16 protein-coding genes are annotated in these 20047 nt (G+C 72.2%); 8 read left to right on the forward strand and 8 right to left on the reverse strand.

Features of this window, described 5'->3' with window-relative positions; all coding sequences use genetic code 11:
• Window positions 1–18 precede the first annotated feature (18 nt).
• Window positions 19–843, forward strand: coding sequence for a Mut7-C RNAse domain-containing protein (locus ACH4DX_RS12215; protein ID WP_398154998.1), 825 nt, complete (start codon window positions 19–21; stop codon window positions 841–843).
• A 168-nt stretch (window positions 844–1011) separates the two neighbouring features.
• Here ACH4DX_RS12215 and ACH4DX_RS12220 read toward each other — a convergent pair whose 3' ends face one another.
• Window positions 1012–3039, reverse strand: a complete 2028-nt coding sequence (locus ACH4DX_RS12220) for a thioredoxin domain-containing protein (protein WP_398154999.1) — start codon at window positions 3037–3039, stop codon at window positions 1012–1014.
• A 136-nt stretch (window positions 3040–3175) separates the two neighbouring features.
• Here ACH4DX_RS12220 and ACH4DX_RS12225 point away from each other — a divergent pair, with 136 nt between their 5' ends.
• The 4 genes from ACH4DX_RS12225 to ACH4DX_RS12240 are packed head-to-tail and all read left to right on the forward strand — an operon-like array spanning window position 3176 to window position 11546.
• Window positions 3176–6481, forward strand: a complete 3306-nt coding sequence (locus tag ACH4DX_RS12225; RefSeq protein ID WP_398155000.1) for a tetratricopeptide repeat protein — start codon at window positions 3176–3178, stop codon at window positions 6479–6481.
• Window positions 6482–6529: 48 nt separating this feature from the next.
• A complete protein-coding gene (locus ACH4DX_RS12230; RefSeq protein ID WP_398155001.1) occupies window positions 6530–8974 on the forward strand; it encodes a hypothetical protein in 2445 nt (814 codons plus the stop codon).
• A gap of 5 nt (window positions 8975–8979) precedes the next feature.
• Window positions 8980–10368: a CHAT domain-containing protein gene (locus tag ACH4DX_RS12235; protein WP_398155002.1), complete on the forward strand. Its 1389-nt coding sequence runs from the start codon at window positions 8980–8982 to the stop codon at window positions 10366–10368.
• Window positions 10365–11546: a hypothetical protein gene (locus ACH4DX_RS12240; protein WP_398155003.1), complete on the forward strand. Its 1182-nt coding sequence runs from the start codon at window positions 10365–10367 to the stop codon at window positions 11544–11546. Before ACH4DX_RS12235 ends, ACH4DX_RS12240 begins: the two co-directional genes overlap by 4 nt.
• A gap of 147 nt (window positions 11547–11693) precedes the next feature.
• On the opposite strand, the gene ACH4DX_RS12245 is transcribed toward ACH4DX_RS12240, so the two are convergent.
• Both ACH4DX_RS12245 and mca read right to left on the reverse strand, forming a co-directional pair.
• Window positions 11694–12026: a hypothetical protein gene (locus ACH4DX_RS12245; RefSeq protein WP_398120108.1), complete on the reverse strand. Its 333-nt coding sequence runs from the start codon at window positions 12024–12026 to the stop codon at window positions 11694–11696.
• Window position 12027: 1 nt separating this feature from the next.
• Complete coding sequence (gene mca, locus ACH4DX_RS12250; protein WP_398120106.1) at window positions 12028–12909, reverse strand: mycothiol conjugate amidase Mca; 882 nt, start codon at window positions 12907–12909, stop codon at window positions 12028–12030.
• Window positions 12910–13029: 120 nt separating this feature from the next.
• Between mca and ACH4DX_RS12255 the strand changes: the two genes are divergently transcribed.
• Both ACH4DX_RS12255 and greA read left to right on the forward strand, forming a co-directional pair.
• A complete protein-coding gene (locus tag ACH4DX_RS12255; protein ID WP_398120105.1) occupies window positions 13030–13479 on the forward strand; it encodes a DUF4307 domain-containing protein in 450 nt (149 codons plus the stop codon).
• Between the two features lie 263 nt (window positions 13480–13742).
• Window positions 13743–14240 carry a transcription elongation factor GreA gene (gene greA, locus ACH4DX_RS12260; RefSeq protein WP_398120103.1) on the forward strand — a complete coding sequence of 166 codons (498 nt, stop codon included), beginning with the start codon at window positions 13743–13745 and terminating at the stop codon, window positions 14238–14240.
• Between the two features lie 122 nt (window positions 14241–14362).
• Here the strand turns inward: greA and ACH4DX_RS12265 are convergent, their stop codons facing one another.
• The gene (locus ACH4DX_RS12265) at window positions 14363–14749 is read right to left on the reverse strand and encodes a hypothetical protein (protein ID WP_398120101.1); all 387 of its coding nucleotides are present in this window, start codon (window positions 14747–14749) and stop codon (window positions 14363–14365) included.
• Between the two features lie 290 nt (window positions 14750–15039).
• On the opposite strand from ACH4DX_RS12265, the gene ACH4DX_RS12270 reads away from it, so the two are divergent.
• Entirely contained in the window at window positions 15040–15780 is a 741-nt protein-coding gene (locus ACH4DX_RS12270) for a LuxR C-terminal-related transcriptional regulator (RefSeq protein WP_398155004.1), read from the forward strand.
• 75 nt (window positions 15781–15855) lie between these two features.
• On the opposite strand, the gene ACH4DX_RS12275 is transcribed toward ACH4DX_RS12270, so the two are convergent.
• The 4 genes from ACH4DX_RS12275 to ACH4DX_RS12290 form a co-directional block, all read right to left on the reverse strand.
• Entirely contained in the window at window positions 15856–16650 is a 795-nt protein-coding gene (locus tag ACH4DX_RS12275) for a protein kinase (protein ID WP_398155005.1), read from the reverse strand.
• A gap of 20 nt (window positions 16651–16670) precedes the next feature.
• Window positions 16671–17585 (reverse strand): radical SAM/SPASM domain-containing protein, encoded by a 915-nt coding sequence (locus tag ACH4DX_RS12280; protein WP_398155006.1) that lies wholly within the window; start codon window positions 17583–17585, stop codon window positions 16671–16673.
• Window positions 17586–17752: 167 nt separating this feature from the next.
• Window positions 17753–18259, reverse strand: a complete 507-nt coding sequence (locus ACH4DX_RS12285) for an NUDIX domain-containing protein (protein ID WP_398155007.1) — start codon at window positions 18257–18259, stop codon at window positions 17753–17755.
• A gap of 1065 nt (window positions 18260–19324) precedes the next feature.
• Entirely contained in the window at window positions 19325–19981 is a 657-nt protein-coding gene (locus ACH4DX_RS12290) for an NUDIX domain-containing protein (RefSeq protein ID WP_398155008.1), read from the reverse strand.
• Window positions 19982–20047 lie beyond the last annotated feature (66 nt).

A 20047-nucleotide genomic window follows, 5' to 3' on the forward strand; every position in this document is an offset into this window, starting at 1 on the left:
GCGTGCCATCCTGGCCGGATGAACGGTCCGGAAATCCTTGTCGACTTCGACCCCGGCCTCGCGCTCTTCGTCCCGCACGAGCGGCGCGACGGCCCCACCACGGCGGTCACCGACGGCGCGTCGACGCTCGGGCACGTCGTGGAGTCCCTCGGCGTGCCGCTCACGGAGGTCGGGGCGCTCGTCGTGGACGGGGCCGAGGTCCCGGCCGCGCACGTGCCCGCCGCCGGGCAGCGGGTCGAGGTGCGGGCCGTGCCACGGCCGCAGCGGGTACGGCCCGGGGAGACCCCGCAGGAGCCGCTGCGCTTCCTCCTCGACGTCCATCTCGGCACGCTCGCGCGGCGGTTGCGGCTGCTCGGCGTGGATGCCGCGTACGAGAGCACGGACATCGGCGATCCCGCGCTCGCCGCCCGCTCCGCCGCCGAACGCCGGGTGCTGCTCAGCCGGGACCGAGGGCTGTTGCGGCGGCGCGAGCTGTGGGCGGGCGCGTACGTCTACAGCGACCGGCCCGACGACCAGCTGCGGGACGTGCTCGGCCGGTTCGCGCCCGCCCTGTCGCCGTGGACGCGCTGCACCGCGTGCAACGGCGCGCTGCGGGCCGCCCGCAAGGAGGACGTCGCGGAGCGGTTGCACGGGGGGACGCGGGGGTCGTACGACGTGTTCGCGGAGTGCGGGTCCTGTACCCGCGTGTACTGGCGGGGCGCCCACCACGATCGGCTCGAGCAGATCGTGCGGGACGCCCTCGCCGAGTTCCCGCCCGCCTCGACTGCCTCGCCTGCGCCGCCCGCCTCGGCTGCCGCGCCCGCGCCTCCCGCCCCCCGACTCGCTTCAGGTACGCCTGGCTGAACACGCATCGGCCTGCGGCCTCGTCCTCAATCGCCGGACGGGCTCCCATGAGCCCGCTCCGCAGCCGCCGACGGTGGAGCACCCCGGTGGGCGACGATCACCTGTCGGACGGCTGGAAACGGGTGGCCGGGTGGGAGAAGGAACGGGTCGGGTGGGAGAAGGAACAGGTCAGGACAGGGTGCCCAGGGTCCTCGCCAGGGTCTGGGGGTCCGTGGTCGGGAGGTCGCAGACGAAGTCGCGGCAGACGTAGGCGGTCTCCCTGCCGTCCACCGCGACGCGGTCCGCGAGGAGGGGAAGCTCCCCGCCGGACGGCCCCGCGGCCACGACGGCGCCGGGGGCCGTGCCGAGCAGCGCCACGCGGTGCATCGCACCGCCGACCTCGCCGACGACGGCCACCTCCCGGGGGCCGTCGAGCGCGGCCTCCGCCACCGCGAGGCCGTGCCCGATGAAGCGCGGCACCCGCGGACCGAGCGCCTTGACGACGCCGAGGGCGCGCTCCGCGGCGTCGCGGTGCGGGCGCGCCCCGGTGTGCGCGGCGTACGCGAGGAGCGCGCCCGCCGCCGCGGTCCACCCGGAGGGCGCCGCGTTGTCCGTCGGGTCCTGCGGGCGCCGGATCAGGCGCTCCCCGTCGGCCGCCGTGTCGTACAGCGCCCCGGACTCCGCGTCCACGAACTGGGCGAGGACATGGTCGAGGAGGAACCCGGCGAAGTCGAGCCACACGCCCTCGCCGGTCACGGAGGCGAGCGCGAGGAAACCCTCGGCCACGTCGGCGTAGTCCTCCAGGACCCCGGCGTTGGCGCCCGCCTGCCCGTCCTTGGAGGTGCGGGCGAGCCGGGCCCGGTCGTCGAGGTGGAGGCGCACCAGCAGGTCCGCGGCGCCGACGGCCGCGGCGACCAGGTCGGGGCGGTCGAAGAGCGCGCCGGTCTCGGCGAGCGCGGCGATCGCGAGGCCGTTCCAGGCGGCGACCACCTTGTCGTCGCGCCCGGGCGCGGGCCGCTCGGCGCGGGCGGCGAGCAGCCGCTCGCGGATCCCGGCGATCCGCTGGGCGTCGGCGACCGCTCCCCCGTCGCCCTGCGGCAGCTGGAGGACGGAAGCACCCTCCTCGAAGGTACCCTCCTCGGTCACGCCGAAGTACGCGGCCGCCAGGTCGCCGTCCGCCTCGCCGAGGACCTCGCGCAGCTGCGCGGGCGTCCACACGTAGTAGGCGCCCTCCACGGGCCTGCCCGCCGCGTCGGCGCTGTCGGCGTCCAGGGCGGACGCGAAGCCGCCCTCGTCGGTGCGCAGTTCGCGGACCATGAACTCCGCCGTCTCCAGGGCGACCCGGCGGGCCAGGTCCGAGCCCGTGGCGCGCCACAGATGGGCGTACGCGCGACAGAGCAGCGCGTTGTCGTACAGCATCTTCTCGAAGTGCGGTACGACCCACTCCCGGTCGACGGAGTAGCGGGCGAAGCCGCCGCCGAGCTGGTCGTAGATGCCGCCGCGCGCCATCCGCTCGCAGGTGTCGGCGGCCATCTCAAGGGCGCCCTCGGCGCCGGTGCGGGCATGGTGGCGGAGCAGGAACTCCACGACCATGGACGGCGGGAACTTGGGCGCGCCGCCGAAGCCGCCGTGGTTCGCGTCGTAGTCCCTGGTCAGGCCGAGCAGCGCCTGGGCGAGTTCGTCCTCGCCGGGGAGCTGCCCGTGGCCGAACGCGAGCCGGCGCTCCGCCAGGTCCTTGACGATCTTCCCGGCGACCTCGCCGACCTCGTCGCGGCGGTCCGTCCAGGCCCGCCGCACCCCGTCGAGCACCTGCGGGAAGGACGGCATGCCGTGGCGCGGCTCGGGCGGGAAGTAGGTGCCGAAGTAGAAGGGTTCGGCGTCGGCGGTGAGGAACACCGTCATCGGCCACCCGCCCTGCCCGGTCGCCGCCTGGACGGCCTCCATGTAGACGGCGTCGACGTCGGGGCGCTCCTCGCGGTCGACCTTGACGTTCACGAAGTGCTCGTTCATGAGCGCGGCCGTCGACTCGTCCTCGAAGGACTCGTGTGCCATCACATGACACCAGTGGCAGCTCGAATAGCCGACGGAGAGCAGCACCGGCACACCGCGCTCACGGGCGGCGGCGAACGCCTCGGCCGACCACGGCCACCAGTCGACCGGGTTGTCGGCGTGCTGGAGCAAGTAGGGGGACGTCTCATGGGCCAGTCGGTTCGGCATGGTCCCATCCTCGCGCACCGGGGGCCCTGATCCGCGGAGTCGCTCGCGCCGACGCCTCGTACGCAGGACACTGACACGTACATGTAGAGGTACCGGCACCTGTGGACGGCACGTGCCGCTCTCGGAGGGGGACCACATGCGGGACAGCCATCGGGCCGAAGCCGAGGGGCTGTTGGCACGGGCGGTCGAGGAGGAGGTCCGGCGCACCGGCGGCCGCACGGACGGCGGTGTGCTCCTGTCCCGGGCCCGGGGCGCCCTCGACGCCATGGCGCGGACGGCGGCCGAGGAGTACGAGGCGTACACGCGCGCCCTGGACGAGGCGGCGGCCGGACAGCTGACGTTCGGCCAGCGGTACGCCAAGGAGGGCGCGGGCACCCCGCTGCTCGTCGCCGCGGTCGCCGCCGTCGCGGCCGCGGCGGCCGACCTCGCGCTCGGCACGGGCGGCGGCACGGCCCTGGGCGCGGGCGCCGCCGTCGCGGTGGCGGGGGCCGCGGCGACGGTGGTGAAGGTGACGGTGTCCCACGTACCTGCCGCGCAGCGGCACGCGGGCGTGGTGAGCCAGCCGGGCGGGCCCGAGCAGCTGCGGTTGCAGTGGCTGACGGCTCTGGAGGTGCGGGGCATCCGGCCGTTCCTGGACCAGCAGCGTGTCCTCACGGCCGCGTCGGGCGGCGGCGTGTCGGGCGGCGGGCAGAAGAAGGCCGCGCCCCGGCTGCGGCGCACCGACAAGAGCGCGGCGGCACGCCGGCGCACCGTACTCGAACAGTCCTACACCCAACTCCCGCAGTCCCAGGGCCCTTTCGCGGGCAGGCGCGCCGAGCTCGGGCGCATCGCGCAGTGGGTGCACGCGGGCCGCGCGAGCACCCGGACCATGCCGACGGTCGTCGTGCTGCACGGCCCGCAGGGCGCGGGGCGGTCCTCGCTCGCGGTGCGGGCGGCGCACGACCTGAAGGACCAGTTCCGCGGCGCCTGCCTGGTGGACCTGCGCGGCGACACCCCCGGCGCCCCGCCCCTGTCGACGCGCGACGCCCTGCTGCACCTGTTGAACCGTCTGGGCGCCCCGCGCGAACAACTCCTCTTCCGGGAGCGGTCCACGCAGGAACAGCAGGTCAAACGGCTCAGCGAGCTGTACCAGCAGCACCTGACGGGCCTGGAGGCCGTCATCGTGCTCGACGACGCCGCCGACCCGGAGCAGGTGCGCGCCCTGGTCCCCGAGCGCTCCGACAGCCTCGTCCTCATCACCGCCCGCGAGCCCCTCGCCCTGCCGGACGACCTGCCCGCCCGGGTGTACGACCTGCCGGTGGCGGCCCTGGACGCGGCGGGCGCCGAGCAGTTGCTCCGCGAGGCGGCGGAGGACCTCGCGGGGCCCTACGACGCCGCGTCCCTGGAGACCGTCAGGGACCTGTGCGGCGGGCTGCCGCTCGCGCTGCGCGCAGCGGGTTCCTCGCTCGGTCCCCGTACGCCGCTGCAACTGGTCGCCGACCTGTCCGCGTACGGGCCCGAGGACGCCGTGGCGCCCGTGGAGCGCGCGCTGTGGCTGCGCTACACCGACCAGTCGGAGACGGCGCGGCGCCTGCTGCGGCGGCTCGCGCTCGCGGGGCGCGCCTCGCTCGGCGCCGCCGCGGCCGCCGCGCTGCTCGGCCTCCGGCCGGGGCCCGCAGGGCCTTCGAGCAAGGGCCGCGGCGGGCGGCGGGAGGGCGAGGCCGAGGCGGGGCGGCAGCTGACCGCCCTCGCGCGGGCCGGGCTCATCGACCACATCAACGGCGACCGGTACCGCCTGCACGACCTCGTCCGCGCCTTCGCGCGGGCCCGCCTCGCCGACGAGGAGGAGCCCGCGGAGCGCACGGCCGCGCAGGAGCGGCTCATCGTCAGCTACGGCGAGCTCGCCGACGCGGTGATCCGCCTCGTCGACGGCAAGACGTCGACGCGCGCCGACCACTTCGGGCAGCACGGCTTCACGTCCCTGGACTCGGCGCTGCGCTGGCTCGACGACGAGTCGAGCTTCATCACGGCGGCGCTGCGGCAGGCGGAGGGCGTGGACCCGCAGGCGGTGCTCAACCTGCTCGGCGCGCTGTGCGACTACTGCCTGCTGCGCGGCGACCTCTACCGCCTCGGTGAGATCAGCGAGTTCGCGCAGTCCCTGGAGAAGGCGGGCGCGGGCGCGGGCGGGCACAACCGGATGGAGCGCAGCGTGCAGTGGCGCACCGGCATCGCCGCCCGCCAGCTCGGCGACCTCGACCAGGCCCGCTCCACGCTCTCCTCCGTCGTCGACCTCTACTTCGAGGCCCACCAGGACGCGGGGGCCGCCCGCGCCCTCGGCTCCCTCGGCATCACCCTGCACCACCAGGGCAATCTGGCGGAGGCCGCGGCGCGCCTGCGCGAGGCACTCGACCTCCAGGTCTCGCAGGACCTCGCGGGCGACCGCGCCTGGACCCTGCACGCCCTCGCCGCCGTCGAACGCGACCGCTCCCGCCTCGGCGAGGCCCAGGAGATGCTGCACACCGCCCTGGCCCTGCACCGCGGCAGCGAGTCCGTGCACGGCGAGGCCTGGGCGCACTTCCAGCTCGGCCAGGTGTGTCTGCGCATGGGCGAGGTGGAGCGCGCCGAGGAGGAGCTGCGCCGCGCCCTCGATCTGTACGTCACCACGCGTGACGCCCGCGGGGAGGCCTGGGCCCTCACCCAGCTCGCCCGGGCCCGCCTGGTCGCGGGCGATCCCTCACCCGCCGTCGACGGGCTGCGCCAGGCCGTCTCCCGGCACCGCGACAACGAGGACGCCCGCGGGGAGGCCTGGTCCCTGTACTACCTGGGCCAGGCCCTGGAGGAGACCGGCGACCTCGCGCAGGCCGTCCGCGACCTGGAGCGGGCCCGCACGATGTTCTCGCGCATGCGCGACGTGTACGGCCTGGCCTGCGCCCGCCACCACTCCGCCCGCGTCACCCGCGACCAGCGCGCCGCCCAGACCGGCTCCCTGCGCAACTCCGGGTTCGCCCGCCAGCTCCTGGTGGACGCGCGCGCCGACTTCCAGCGCATCGGGGTCGCGCACGGGGAGGCGTGGACGTGCCTGGAACTGGCGGTCGTCGACGCGGGGAACGCCCGCACGCAGGCGGCCCTGACCCTGTGCGACGACGCCATCGCCCTGTTCGCCTCCTACGGCGACCGCCGCGGCGAGGACTGGGCCCACTTCCTGCGCGCCACCCTCCTGCCCTACGCGTCCCCCGGCGGCTGGGAGATCGGCACGGCGGTCGCCCAGGAGGAACTCGCCCAGCTCTCCCACGCCGCCCACCCGCTGCGCGACGGGAAGCTCGACGAGTACGTGGAGGCGTATCTGCTGTTGCTGGAGCGGGGGGCCGAGCTGGATGCCGGGTGGCAGGGGTGGCGGCTCGGGATGACGCCCAGCAGGCATGCCCGGGAGATCATGGGGGTGCCGGTGTCGCCGGTGCACTAGCGGCGCCATAGTGGGGAGTTGACGGGCCTACGAAGGGGGCGGGGCGCCATGGACGACTGGCTGCCGAAGGACCCGGCGCCCTCCCTGGGGCCCCGGGAAGCAGCGGATCTTCCGCCGGAGCTGGCGGCGTTCATCCGGCCCGGCGCCGAGGCTCCCGCGGTCCTGGAGCTGTACGGGCCCTCGGACGCCGCGGCGTACGCACTTGCGGTCCGCCTCGCCCGGCTGGCACGGCGGCCGGAGTCGTGGCAGCCGTTCCGGTCCTGCTGGATACCGGTCGAAGCGGCTGGCACCGGGCCGGAACTGTTCCTGCTGAAGCTGCTCGAACAGCTGCTGGACGGCCGTCCGCCGACAGCCCTGTACGACATGCTGCGGGCCGAACCCGAGCACCTCCCCCGGGTGCTGCTCCAAGAGTGCCGCCCGCTCCTGACGGACGTCCCGCGCCTGGTCGTCCTGGACGGGGAGGCCGACGCCGAGCTGCTGCGGGCCGCCGCCCGGCTCGTGCGAGGGACGAAGTGCAGGGTGCTCGCCCTGTCCGGGACCCGGCCTCGGGGGCTCGAACCAGGAACGGCGGGACACCGGGTGCCCGCGGGCGGAGGCAGAGCCGCGGCGGCGCTCGGGAGGGCCGCCTCGGCGCTCCTCGACCGCCTCGCGTCCTGGGCCGGTGACGACGTCGACGCCGAGCTGGCGGTACGGCTGTCGCACCCGGAGCCCGGAGAACACCCCCTGCTCAGGGCGGCGTTCCATGAACTGTGCTCGGGCGGGCTCCTCCGGGAGACGAGTCCCGGCCGGTACCGGTTGGCCCGCCCCCGCCCCGGCCCTCGTCACGGCGTGTCCTCGGCCTCCCTGGACCGGCACCTGCTGACCGCCGCTCTCGACGGCCGGACGGACCTCGAAGGCGGGGCCGAGGTGTACGCCGACCTTGCCGTTCGGCTCCTGCGCCAGGGGGTGCCCGACGGCGGGGTGCTGCTCGACCTGCTCGAACCGCATCTGGTCGGACGGCAGGGCCTGTTCCGGCTGCTGCGCATGAAGCAGTCGCTCTGGCGGCACACGGACGGCTGGGAACCCCTGCGGACCGTCGTCGCCGTCGCGGTCCGTGAGACGGGCGGTCCGCTCGCGGCCATGGAAGTACTCGCACCGCTCGCCACCGCCCGCGCGATCCGCGAGACAGCGGTCGCCCAACGTCACGCGGGCGCCCTGGACGAGGCCTTGGCGACGCTCGACGAACTCCCCGCGGCCACTCGACCGGACGGCTGGGCCCTGCACACCCGCGCCGCCCTGCTGTGCGACAAGGGCGAACCGGCGGCGACCGAGCGGCTGCTGCGCAGCGCCATCGAGGCCCATCAGGTACGCGGTGACGTGCGCGGGGAAGCCTGGGCCATCCACCACTACGGGCGCCAGCGGCTGATCCGCGGCGCGCTGGAGGAGGCGCGGAAGCACTTGGAGACCGCGCGGCACATGTTCGTCGGCCTGGGCGACCGGCAGGGACGGGCCTGGTCCGAGACGGAGCTGGGGCGGGTCCTGCTGCTGCACGGCACGCACGACGAGGCCGCCCACGTCCTGAGCAAGGGCCTCGGCCTGCACCTGTCGAACCAGGACGTGCGGGGCAAGTACTGGACGTATGTGTACCTCGCCCTGGTCCATGCCGAGTCCGGCGCCCTGCCGGAGGCCGTGCGGCTGGTCAGGGACGCGTCCCGGCACTTCCCGACCATCCCCGACCAGCTGGGGGCGGCCTGGGCGCGGCACTTCCTCGCGGTACTGCCGTGGGTCGGGACCTCCGCCACTGACGCGGCCGCGATCCGTCTGTTCGACGTACGGCAGGAGTTCCGCCGGGTCGGGTGCCCGCACGGAGAGGCCTGGAGCATGCTGGAGCTCGCGGAGCTGGAGCAGCGGGAGACGGGACGCGACAGCGCGGCGGCCGGGTACGCGGAGGCGCGGCGGCTCTTCGAACTGATCGGGGACGAGTCGACCCGGCGGTGGACCCGACTGCTGCCCCAGTGCCCCGACACGGCGGTCCCGCTCGCTGGGCGGCCTCCCCTGACCGCCCGCCTCACCATCCCCGAACCGGGCGCCGACTTCGCGTGGGGCGCCCTCCTCCAAGCCGCCCACTCGCATGTCCGCCTCACCCTCCACGACGAGCACTCGACCGCCGGTACGGCATCCCGCATCGCCCTGCGCATCGACCCCGCCCCCGACCACCCCTGGTCGACCCGCGCCGCCGACCTCCCCTGGCTCACCGCCCGCGCCACCCCCCTCACCGCCGCCGACGTCGAACCCGCCCACGCCGTCACCCTCAAACCGTCCCCCCGGGACCCGGACGGCGCCGAGTTCCTGTTCACACCGCGCCGGGCGGGTAGGCACCGGCTGCTGTTCACCATCGAGCACGCGGCGACCGCCACCGTCCTGCAACAGGTCGAGACGTACATCGACGTCACCGACGGCACAGGCGCTACCCCGGCCGCCATGCTGTCGCCCGAAGCGCTGCGGAGGGCCTAGGAGAGATGGCCCACGAGCTTCCGACCCGCATCACGCACGACCCCAGTCTCGGCTTCACCCGGCTCCCGCGGCGTGTCATCCGCCACCCGGACCTGGTCGTCGGCCTCGACGCCCGGCGCGACGACGAGAACGTGCGCGCCCGGATGTACGGGCCCGCCGTCCCCTCGCTCAGCGGCTCCGAGCACACCGTCACGCTCAGGGTCCGCCCCGGCGAGGTCCGCAGGGTCGCCGCGCGCCTCCGGCAGGTGTGGCGGGACGAGTTCGTGGCCCTGACGCCCCTGGACCCGGCGGGGCGCCCGGCTCCCGGCCGCACCCCGCTCCCGTACGCCTCCCTGGTCGACCTCACCACCGAACCGGAGGCCGAACTGCGCGCCGCGCTCTCCCGCCTCGCGCTCTACGGAACACAGCTCCTGTACGACGTGCTCCTCGGCGGCGACGACGAGGAGCTCAAACTCTTCCGCGGCTTCCTGACGGACGCCCTGAGCAGCGACCGGGCGCTGCGCATCCGCTTCCACTCGGACCTGTTCCTGCCCTGGCCGATGCTGTGCCTGCCGGCCGCGGCGGACGACGGGAAGGCCGGGGGTCCCGGGGGCGCGGAGGACGCCGGGGGTCCCGGGGGCGCGGAGGGCGCCGGGGGTCCCGGGGGCGTGGAGGGCCCCGGGGGTGGTGCCGCCCTGGACCGGGTGTTCGCCCGGTTCCTCGGCTACCGGCACCAGCTGGAGCACACCGGCGGCAACGCCTACGCCCGCGTCGCCGACGACCGCGACCCGCCGCCCCGCAGCGCGCCCGCCGTCAGCCTCAACCACGACACCGGTGTGGACGCGCAGGGCCTGACCCTGGCCGCCGAGGTCGCCGCCGCCCTCGCCGAGGGCACCGACTTCGTGGAACGCACCACCCGCGCCGAACTGGAGCGCGCCCTGCGTGACGACCTCCTCGACGAGCAGCTGATGTACTTCTGGTGCCACGGCCACTTCACCGCCTCGGGCGACGAGCCCCCGTACCTCGTACTGAAACTGACCGACCAGCAGGCCATCGACGCCTACACCCTGCGCGCCCACCGCCCGCCCCTGGACGCCTGCGTGCCCTTCCGCCCCTTCGTGCTGCTCAACGCCTGCTACGCGGGGCTCCCCGGCAACGCCGACCTGGCGTATCTGGGCCGGGCCCTGTTCGACGCGGGGGCCGGCGGGATCCTGGGGCCGCAGATCGAGATGCCCCAGCGCTTCGCCGCCGAGTACGCGCTCGCCTTCGTCACCCGCTATCTCGCGGGCCGGGAGACGGCGGGCGGGATCGCCCACTCCCTGGCCCGGCACTTCGCCGACACCTGCCGCAACCCGCTGGGCTTCGCCTACGCGCTGCACAGCGGCATGGACAGCCGCCTGGAGCGCACCGCGTGACCGGCGCCGCAGAGCCGTACGCCACCGGGGGCACCACCGCCGCCGACATCGCCGTCGTCGACCTCGACGAGAGCGGCTGGCCGCTGCGGCCCACGCGGGAGGGGCCGCGCCCCGTCCCCGCGCCCGCCCTCACCGCCCACCTCGCGGAGCGTCTCGCGCCCCCGCCGTGGGCGACGGACATCGTCGTGTACGTACACGGCTGGCAGACGTCGCAGCGCTCGGCACTCGGCGCGCTGCGCGCGCTCCTCGCCCTCGTGGAGCGACAGCGCGCCGAGCGTCCGGGGCTGTATCCGGCGCTTGCGCGGCGTGTGCGCGGCACGGGCGCGTGGGGCGCTGGCGTGCGGGGCACGGACGCGCGGGGCACGGACCCGCAGGGCACTAACCCGCAGGGTGAGGGCGGGCCGGCGGCAGGCATGGTGGGCCCGGGCGTGGCGGGCGCAGGCGTGGCGAGTGTCGGGCGGGGCTTCGTGCCCTGGCCCGTCCTGGTCCGCTGGCCCTCCCGCTCCCTGCCCTCCCTGGGCGGGTACCGCCGCATCCGCGACCGCGCACACGCCATGGGCACCCACGGGCACGCCGCCCGCGTCATCGGGCAGTTGCTCGGCTGTCTGGACGAGCAGCGGGGCGACCCGCGTACGGCCCCGGTCCTCGCCAGCCGTGGCGGTCAGTATCTGCATCTCGTCGGGCACTCGTTCGGGTGCCGGTTCCTGTGCGAGGCGGTGCAGTGGGCGGCGGCGCCACCGGGCGGGACGCTGGGGTGGAGCACGCCGGCGCCACCCGGGCAGCCGTTCACCGTCGACTCGATGCTGCTGCTTCAGATGGCGGCGCCCAGGGACGCCTTCGCGGCGACGTTCACCGCGCTCGCGGGGGCGCCGCTGCGCGGGCCCGTCGTGGCGACGTACTCCCGGCACGACCGCGCCACCGGCTTCTGGCACCTGCGGGCGGAGCGGCGTGCGGGCATCGGGTACGCGGGAATCGGCACCGCGCCCGCGCCCGTGTCGGGCATCCGGATGCGGGACGCCGCCGAGGCGTACCCGCACGACGCCCTCGACCACCGCTTCGTCAGCGTGGACGCGGGCGAGGTGTTCGTCCGCGGCCGCGGGCCCGCGGGCGCGCACTCGGACCACCTGCGCCCGGAGACCGCCCACCTGCTCCTGTCACTGGCCGACCACACCCGGTGACCGTTCAAGCCCGTCCGGCGTTTGAGGACGAGGCCGTCCAGGCCGATACGGGGGTCCGGGGGCGGAGCCCCCGAAAGGGCCGGGGGGACCCGGCCCAGAGCGGGAGCACGCCGGACGTAACCGCCCAGGGCACCCCCGCCAGAACCCTCAGGCCTTCTTGGAGCCCTTGTCCCCAGCGGCGCGCCCCGCCCCCGACACGGCGGGCTCGGCACCCGAGGCACCCGCTGGGGCACCCGCCGCGGCCGAGGAACCGGCCGAGCCCGGGGCATCCGGGGCGTCCGGGGAGTCCAAGGAGTCGGGGGACTCCTTGAAGTCGACCTTCCCCATGTGCCGGTTCATGGACTTCATCAGGCGCCACACCGCGAGCGCCATCACCGCGAACACGATGAACCCCAGGACCCCGGGGGTCACCTTGTTCTCGTCGACCTCCTTGGCCAGGGGGACGAGGTGCGTCACTGCAAGGCTTGCGCTTCCGCTCATGTCAGGCATTGTCGCGGATGCCCGCGAAGAGGTCGTCCTCGGGGAGGGAGGTATCGACGAGAGACTTCGCCAGCTCGTACTCCTCCGTGGGCCAGACCTCCTTCTGGAGCTCCATCGGGACCCGGAACCAGCCGCCCTCGGGGTCGATCTGGGTGGCGTGGGCGATCAGGGCCCTGTCGCGGATCTCATAGAAGTCGGCGCACGGGACGTGCGTGGTCAGCGTGCGCTCGACCCGCTCGAACTCGTCCCAGCGCTTCAGCCACTCGCCGTACGGGGACTCCAGGCCGCGGTCCAGCATGGCCTGGTGCAGCGCCTCGGTGCGGGGGCGGTTGAAGCCCTGGTTGTAATACAGCTTCTGCGGCTGGAAGACCGGGCCGTACTCGCTCTCCGGGTACTTCTCCGCGTCCGCCGCGCCGTCGAAGGCCACCATCGAGATCTTGTGGGTCATGATGTGGTCGGGGTGCGGGTAACCACCGTTCTCGTCGTACGTCGTGATCACCTGCGGGCGGAACGCCCGGATCTGGCGCACCAGGGCCCCGGACGCCTTGTCGACGTCCTCGAGCGCGAAGCAGCCCTCGGGCAGCGGGGGCAGCGGGTCGCCCTCGGGCAGGCCCGAGTCGACGAAGCCGAGCCACTCCTGCTTGACGCCGAGGATCTCGCGCGCCTCGTCCATCTCCTTCTTGCGGACCTCGTGGATGTGCTCCTGGATGTAGGCGTCGCCCTGGAGCTTGGGGTTGAGGATGTCGCCGCGCTCCCCGCCGGTGCAGGTCACAACGAGTACGTCCACCCCTTCGGACACGTACTTGGCCATCGTGGCCGCACCCTTGCTCGACTCGTCGTCGGGGTGGGCGTGAACGGCCATCAGTCGAAGCTGCTCAGTCAAGACTCGATCCTCAGGTGTCCGGCGCCGCTGCGTGCTGTGGCGCCCTCGGTCGTCCGGCGTTGTGCGGGGCTTCTATAGTGACGGAACCGGGGGGCGGAAAATTCCGGCAGGAGGACGATCATGACCGCGGTGAGCGGCGGCGACGGCGGCGGTCTCGCCACTGGTGACGGCGGCGGCCCGGCCACGTCGCCTCCGCAGGGCCGCTACGGCCGCTCCGCGGACGAGCGCGCCGACCGCAAGCTCAAGGTCATCGGCGCCGTCCTGGGTGTCGTCGGCCTCGGGGTCGTCGGCTGGTTCGGGTACGACTCGATCGCCGGATCCAAGGTCAGCGGCGAGATCATCAAGTCCGACATCGTTTCGGACAGGTCCGTCGAGGTGCACCTGGAGGTGCACAAGAAGGCGGACGCCAACGGTTACTGCACGCTCCGCTCCCAGGCCGAGGACGGCTCCGAGGTCGGCCGCGCGGACTTCCGCTTCGACCAGGACGAGGGCCGCATCGACAAGGTCGTCACGCTGCGCACGACGGAGCGCGCCACCAGCGTCGAGCTGGTCGGCTGCCACAAGGACTGAGCGGGCGCCTGCCACCGGGGACGGGCGGATCCGCTGCCACCGGGGACGGGGCGGATGCGCTGCCGCCAGGCCTGAGCAGGGCGTGCGACACGCCCAGTCACTCCGAGTAGACCCGCTTTCACCTGCGGCGACGTAACTCTGACGGCTTATGTCCTCCCCCTTCGGCAGCGGAATTGTTAGGCTCGTGGTTTCGCCCACCCGTGAGGGAACATCCTTCTGGGTAGGGCGATGCTTTGTATTCCCAGTACCTACGAGGAGCACCTGTGACCCAGACCAGCGACAACGTCACCTGGCTGACCCAGGAGGCGTACAACCAGCTCAAGGCCGAGCTGGAGTATCTGTCTGGTCCTGCGCGCACCGAGATCGCAGCCAAGATCGCGGCGGCGCGCGAGGAGGGCGACCTGCGCGAGAACGGCGGGTACCACGCGGCCAAGGAGGAGCAGGGCAAGCAGGAGCTCCGTGTCCGTCAGCTGACCCAGCTCCTGGAGCACGCGAAGGTCGGTGAGGCTCCCGCGGCGGACGGCGTGGTCGCCCCCGGCATGGTCGTCACCATCGCCTTCGACGGCGACCCGGACGATACGGTGACCTTCCTGCTCGCGTCCCGGGAGTACGCCAGCGACGACATCGAGACGTATTCGCCGCAGTCGCCGCTCGGCACGGGTGTCAATGGCAAGCGGATCGGGGAGAACGCGCAGTACGAGCTGCCGAACGGCAAGCTCGCCTCCGTCAAGATCCTCGAGGCCAAGCCGTACCAGGGCTGAGCCCGAAGACCCCCGGCGCCCGTGGCGCCGGGGGTTTCGTTCTGCGTATCGGCCCGGCCGCCGGGCTCGGGCTCAGCCGCCGGTTTCCGGCCCCGGTGCCGCGCCCGGCGATACGCCGGTGGTCAGCGGCACTTCACGAAGCGCGGGGCCGAGTCCTTGATGTCCTTGCGGTTGTTGGTCCTGGTACCCGACATCAGGGTCCGGAAGATGCCTTCGCGCGGGCAGTTGATGCTGACGCTGATGCTGCCGAGGGAGCTCGGGGACACGTTCTGGCACTTGCTCGCCGCCACCACCGGCGGGATGGTCCCGAAGCTCTCCTGGAGCAGCGAGACGCAGACCTTCTTGTAGCCCTCGTAGAACCCGCTGGCGTACACCTTGCCGTTCTGCGCCTTGGGCTGGTTGGCGACCAGTTCCAGCTCCTGGGCAGCGGCCGACGACTGCGCCGTCGCGCCCATCAGCATCCCCGCCGCCAGCACGGCCGCGGCCGCACCCATCCGCACCTTGGACATGGTCTTCCCCTCGTTCGGCTGTACTCGGTCCGCCGGCCCCGGCCGGGGCGCGCCGCCCGGCCGTTCCCGGCGTAGATAGCTTCCAGCCCCACGCATCCCGGGCAGTACCCCCCGCCCAGGGGATCTTTCCGGCCAACCTCCTACGCATTGTTCATGTTCATGCCGCCCGGGGTTCACCTCTCGCGTCGCACCATCGTGGGCGGGCGCAGCTTGATCACGAGTCACTGCCGTGGTCGACCACGAGGTGCGCCGCCTGACCACGGGGAAGCAGTGAGACACGGGGGACAGCTGTGATATCGGTCGGTGTCATCGCACGGGGCGGGCCGGAACGGGCGGAGCTGCGTGCCGCCCTGGAGGCGGAGGGGCGCCATCTCGTCGCCGGTGAGGGCGAGCCGGGCGGTGAGCTGGCGCTCGTACGCCGTGCCGGGCCGCGCGTGCTCGTGGTCGGCCAGGACGACGAGGACTCGGCGCTCACCGCCCTGCACCGGCTCACCGCCGCGTCCGCGCCGGTGGCCGTGCTGCTGCTCGCCCACCGGTTCACCTGCGGCGGGCTGCGGCGGATCCTGTCCTGCCGCCCGGCGGGCGTCCTGCACCGGGCCACGGCCGCCGCGCATCTGCCGTGGGCGGTCGGCGCGGCGGCCGCGGGCGGTCCGGTGCTCGGCCCCGAGCTGGTCGGCGTGGTCACCGGCGCCTGCCCGTGCCCCGGCTGCGCCCCGTCGGCGCGGGACGAGGCGCGCACCCTCATCGCCACCCTGTCCACCCGCGAACTGGAGGTGCTCGAACTCGTCGGCGAGGGCCTCTCGAACCCGCAGATCGCCGCGGCCCTCACCATCAGCTCCGACACCGCCAAGGACCACTTGGGCAGCATCTGCGGCAAGCTCGGCATCCGGGGCCGCTTGCAGGCGGCCCGGGTCGCCTGGCAGGCGGGGCTCACCGGGCGGCGGGGGCCCTCGGCCGGGCGGGGGCCTTCGACGGGGCGGGGGCCCGCCGCGCACGGCGGTCGCACACCGGCGGCTGCGGGTTGCCGGTGACCGCCGGTGCTGGTGCCTGCCGGGTGCCGGTGCCTGTCGGGTGCCGGTGCCTGCCGGGCGCCGGACTCCGAAGGTTCAGGCGCCGTTGCATCGATAGCCGACCCACGATCGCGCTGCGTCCTCCATGGCTCGCCGCCACTCTTCCGGGAAGTGGCGAGCCCAGTGCCGGTACATACGCCAAGTGGCCCTGGCGAAGGCATCGATGGCTCGCGGCTCTGCGCCTTTCCAGCCACTGCACTGCGCGGCCCAGGATTCCGCGGAGGCCGGGGTGTGCCCAGCGGAGATGAGCTGGACGACGAGGGTGGCGGGGTCGATGAAGCCCGCTCCTCGGGTCGGCCATGACCAATCAATGACCCATGTTCGATCGGTCCCGATCATGATGTTGCTTGGGTTGATATCCGTGTGCAGCAGAGTCGTACCGCGGAACAGCTCAGCTTCCGACTCATTGTCGGCGAAGCTGTCCCAGCGTTCTTCGATCCATCCCTGCGCAACGGCCGGTACCGGAATCTCCGCGACGCTATTCAAGGCGTCGACAACTTCGGGGAGATCCGTAGTACCTGGATCAAAGACTGACATGCGGCCGTCGACGACCTCGAATCCGAGGATCACCCAGCCCTCGCCATCGACACTCCACAGCAGTTGTGGTGCTACCGACTGAACGAAGGGGGCAATGTCCCTCTCCTTGAAGAGAGACTCCAGCCGTGCTCCGGGTTCGTTGAACATGCCCTTGACGAAGAACTGCCCGTGTTCGGCGTGGATGATCGCAGCGTAGTCAGAGCTGAATCCGCTGGCCGGACACCTCACTCGGGTGACGTCGCCGGTGTACGGGTGGATCAGTTCCTGAAAGTGGGGGTCTGGCAGATCATCCACGCGTGTCCTCCTGGGGCGGATCAGTTCCTTGGGGGGCATCCAGTGCCCGGACTCCCCGGTTTGCAAGCGGCGTTCGGTTCGCATCGAGGGTCACACGGATTGTTCGGAACACAGTCAGGGCGGCAAGCGCTGACCTCATCCCCGCGTGCTTTCCGGATGCGAGCGGTCGCCTGCTCCATCGCGGGGCCGCCCAGAATAGAGGACAACGACCCCGCCCGTACGTTTCCAGTAGGCAGCCAGGTCGAGAACACGCACGGAGAGACTTCACCGTTCGGCCCTACGGATGCCACTCCGGAACCGCAACGGCCGCACAGCCCTGCGGGGTCCGGGGCTTGGCTTGAGGACGCTCCACGTCCGAACAGCCTGACGTGGTCGACGCCGATGTTCGTCACGCCCAGGGTTTCGAGATCTTTGCGAGTCGCCTCAGTGTCTTTGACGTCGTCCATAGCGACGATTCCCACCCGTAAGGGTGTGCCCTGGGCAAGCGCCTTGATGATGTTCTGCCGAGTGCGTGCATGGCTTCGGCGGCCGGTGACGGCGTCGTGTTCGGTGGCCTGGTCCGAATAGTACGAGGTCGCCAGCGACATGCGGGCGTGCCGCAACTGCTCCCACCACGGCTCTGAGACATGCACGAGGTTGCTGTACACCTCGACGCCCATGCCCTTGCTCAGGGCGAAGTCAGCGATCGCGATCCCGTTGGGGTGCATCATCGGCTCGCCTCCGATGAGCTGCACATGAGGCACGCCCATCTCTGCGGCCTCTCCGATCAACCGGAACCAGTCGTCACGCTCCATCGACCCGTGATCGCCGCCAGGGCCCGACTCGTTGTAGCAGTGAACGCAGGCCAATTGGCATGTGCGGGTGAGGTCCAGCCACAGCATTCGTGGCGGCTTCAAGGCCTCCGAAAGGGGCCGTTCTGTGGTCAGTGCAGACATGCTCACTCCTGTGAATTTTGGGTGTCTCGTCTGTCCATTCGGCGTCGACACTGGGCCGATGCTTGGCGCAACCCGCCTACCGGCGGGGGCGGGCCTGGGGGCCAATACCGGAGAGGGAACCCCCGCTCCCTTTCCCGCAGCCTGTCTTGTCGCTCCCCGACTTGCCCTCACGAGAGGGCCCTCACCGCCCCGTTCACTCGCACGTCCACGCGAGCGCCGAGGAAGAGATACTGCGTTGTGCTGCCAACATCGAGCACCCCGAGAGACTCCCTGATGCGTCGGAGCTGCTCTCCACCGGTGTAATCGGTGAGCCTTGCGGGTTCGGCCCACTGATATCGCTTCAGTTTTCCGGCATCAGCTACATGTGGGGCACTGAAGTCCACGATTCCGCAGTAGAAGACGAAGTTGGTGCTTTCCCATTCGTCTTCGTGGATGTTCCCCGGAACGGTGTCGACGACGAGGAAGCGCGCGGGGACCACTTCGAGGCCCGTCCCGTCCCGGACCTTGCGCGTCACGGCCATGTGCGGCGGCTCGTTCTGCATCGCCTTGCCGCCCGGAAGGGTCATTCCGCCACTGCCGTGCGGTTCCACCAGGAGTACGTCACCCGCTCGATTGAGGATGAGCGCGGCAGCCTTGATCTCGCGCCGCGGCGTTTCTGGCATGTCTTTGTGCATCCGAATCCTCATGTACTTGCCTTGGGAAGGGATGGATTTACGGAGGGAGCGGCGGGCCCCTGGCTGCCACTGACTGGCAGCCGGTAGCCCGCCGTCGGCGCAGCCTGGCCCAAGCCTCAGGAGCAGGAGTGGCTGAACGGCGCGCAGAAGCCAGCGGGGCCCCTCGCAGGGAGCTGCCAGAAGGGGTTCCGTGGGTGTCTCAAACGAGAGCCGCGCCTTCAGGCGAAGTCTGGAAGCGTCGCGGGAAGTTGGACTTCTTTACAGCGCGGCGAGCGGCTACACGGGAGGGAGAAGGCGAGGCGGAATCATGAAGGTGCCTGGATGGTGCGGCGCCTCGCACTTCGGGTCCGCCTTGCAGAAGAAGCCGCGCCCTCGGCAGTGCAAGCACTTGTGCGGCGCGTGGGCCGTCGTCCCCTCACCGTAACTGGTGACAGTCAACGTCGGCTCTACCTTTTGCCCGGTGCCTGAGCACCCACCACAGCTCAGATGCGGTCCCCGACAGAGCTGTTGGCCATCTCGCCCGCCGTCATCCCCCATAACCCCTGCCGCCTCCTGCAACCCGCCCTGACCCGCCGCACGTCGCACAGGTCTTCTCTTCGTACTCTGCGCCTCCGGGGTTGTCCTCCATGTCGTGCGCTCGCTGCACCTGGACTGTGCCGTTGCCGCCGCACGTGCCACACACCTGGTCCATGGCGAGAACTCCCTACTTGTCGAATGTACGCGGTTGTTGCGCTATGCGGTCGGAAGTCACCCGTAAGTGACATCCGACTTGCGCGTGGGATCCGGGCCGATCAACGGGACCCGGCCGGAGAGCTGGTCGTACCTCCCGGTCAGGGCCGTGCTCGCGCCCGCCGTGCCGTAGACAGCTGGGAGCGGGGCGCCCAGCCGCCGCTACCGCTCGGGTCGTAGCGGTCCCCCGGGCCGGCCAGGTCCGGGACTGCCGCACCACGGGACCCGGACGCTCAACGGCCGCGTATCGCGACCGGGGCCCGTTGCCGCCCTAGCGCGCCCGGTGGTGTCGGGGACGGGCTGTGGACGCATGTCCCGTCGCTCCCAGGACTGCCATCACAGGATCGGTCTCTCATTTTCGTTCACGACCACGCTTACGCGCCGCCCATTCACGATGTACTGGGACGATTGGCGGCCCTCTTCGAGCGCCAGCAGTGCTTCACGGATTCTGTGGTACTGGTCTCGCGCGGTGTGGATCGGAAGTCTTGACCGCTCCGCCCATCGATAGCCTTTCAGCTCGCCGGGCGCAGCCAGTCGGGGAGCTTCGGTGTCGACAGTTCCGCAGTCGAAGACGAGATCGATCCCTACTCGCACGTCCCCTTCCACGTTCTCTGCGACGACATCCATGACAAGGAGGCGCCTGGGAACAACCTTGAGGCCGGTCTCTTCCTCGACCTCCCGCACCACGGCGTCGTGCGGGTATTCGTTCCCCTTGGCACCCCCACCGGGCAGGGTCATGCCGTCTCTGTAGCGCGGGTCCACCAAGAGAACGTGACCCTCATGGTTGCGGATGATTGCGAGGGCGCCGACCTTTCGGCGCGGAGGTGCTGACAGACTCACGTCTTTGTGCATCTGAATCCTCTGGGAACTGGCTTCAATGAGACAGCACTTCATGGGGGGCGACGAGCCCCGGCTGCCACTGGCTGGCAGCCGGTAGCCCGCCGCCGGCGCAGCCTGGTCCACGTAGGGAGGTCGTGGAACGGCTGCTCCCATCCGTGCGGAGGAAGTGGGGGCGACCCCGGCACGGGGGTTATGGGGAAGGCTTTCTGCTAGCGGACG

This window comes from Streptomyces sp. NPDC017940, from assembly GCF_044328435.1.
Taxonomy (GTDB): domain Bacteria; phylum Actinomycetota; class Actinomycetes; order Streptomycetales; family Streptomycetaceae; genus Streptomyces.

Bases quoted from the DNA above. Each gene is read 5' to 3' on its own strand.
- ACH4DX_RS12215 (WP_398154998.1), top strand. From the start codon at position 19: ATGAACGGTCCGGAAATCCTTGTCGACTTCGACCCCGGCCTCGCGCTC.
- ACH4DX_RS12220 (WP_398154999.1), bottom strand. From the start codon at position 3,039: ATGCCGAACCGACTGGCCCATGAGACGTCCCCCTACTTGCTCCAGCAC.
- ACH4DX_RS12225 (WP_398155000.1), top strand. From the start codon at position 3,176: ATGCGGGACAGCCATCGGGCCGAAGCCGAGGGGCTGTTGGCACGGGCG.
- ACH4DX_RS12230 (WP_398155001.1), top strand. From the start codon at position 6,530: ATGGACGACTGGCTGCCGAAGGACCCGGCGCCCTCCCTGGGGCCCCGG.
- ACH4DX_RS12235 (WP_398155002.1), top strand. From the start codon at position 8,980: ATGGCCCACGAGCTTCCGACCCGCATCACGCACGACCCCAGTCTCGGC.
- ACH4DX_RS12245 (WP_398120108.1), bottom strand. From the start codon at position 12,026: ATGAGCGGAAGCGCAAGCCTTGCAGTGACGCACCTCGTCCCCCTGGCC.
- ACH4DX_RS12255 (WP_398120105.1), top strand. From the start codon at position 13,030: ATGACCGCGGTGAGCGGCGGCGACGGCGGCGGTCTCGCCACTGGTGAC.
- ACH4DX_RS12265 (WP_398120101.1), bottom strand. From the start codon at position 14,749: ATGTCCAAGGTGCGGATGGGTGCGGCCGCGGCCGTGCTGGCGGCGGGG.
- ACH4DX_RS12280 (WP_398155006.1), bottom strand. From the start codon at position 17,585: ATGTCTGCACTGACCACAGAACGGCCCCTTTCGGAGGCCTTGAAGCCG.
- ACH4DX_RS12285 (WP_398155007.1), bottom strand. From the start codon at position 18,259: ATGCACAAAGACATGCCAGAAACGCCGCGGCGCGAGATCAAGGCTGCC.
- ACH4DX_RS12290 (WP_398155008.1), bottom strand. From the start codon at position 19,981: ATGGGAGCAGCCGTTCCACGACCTCCCTACGTGGACCAGGCTGCGCCG.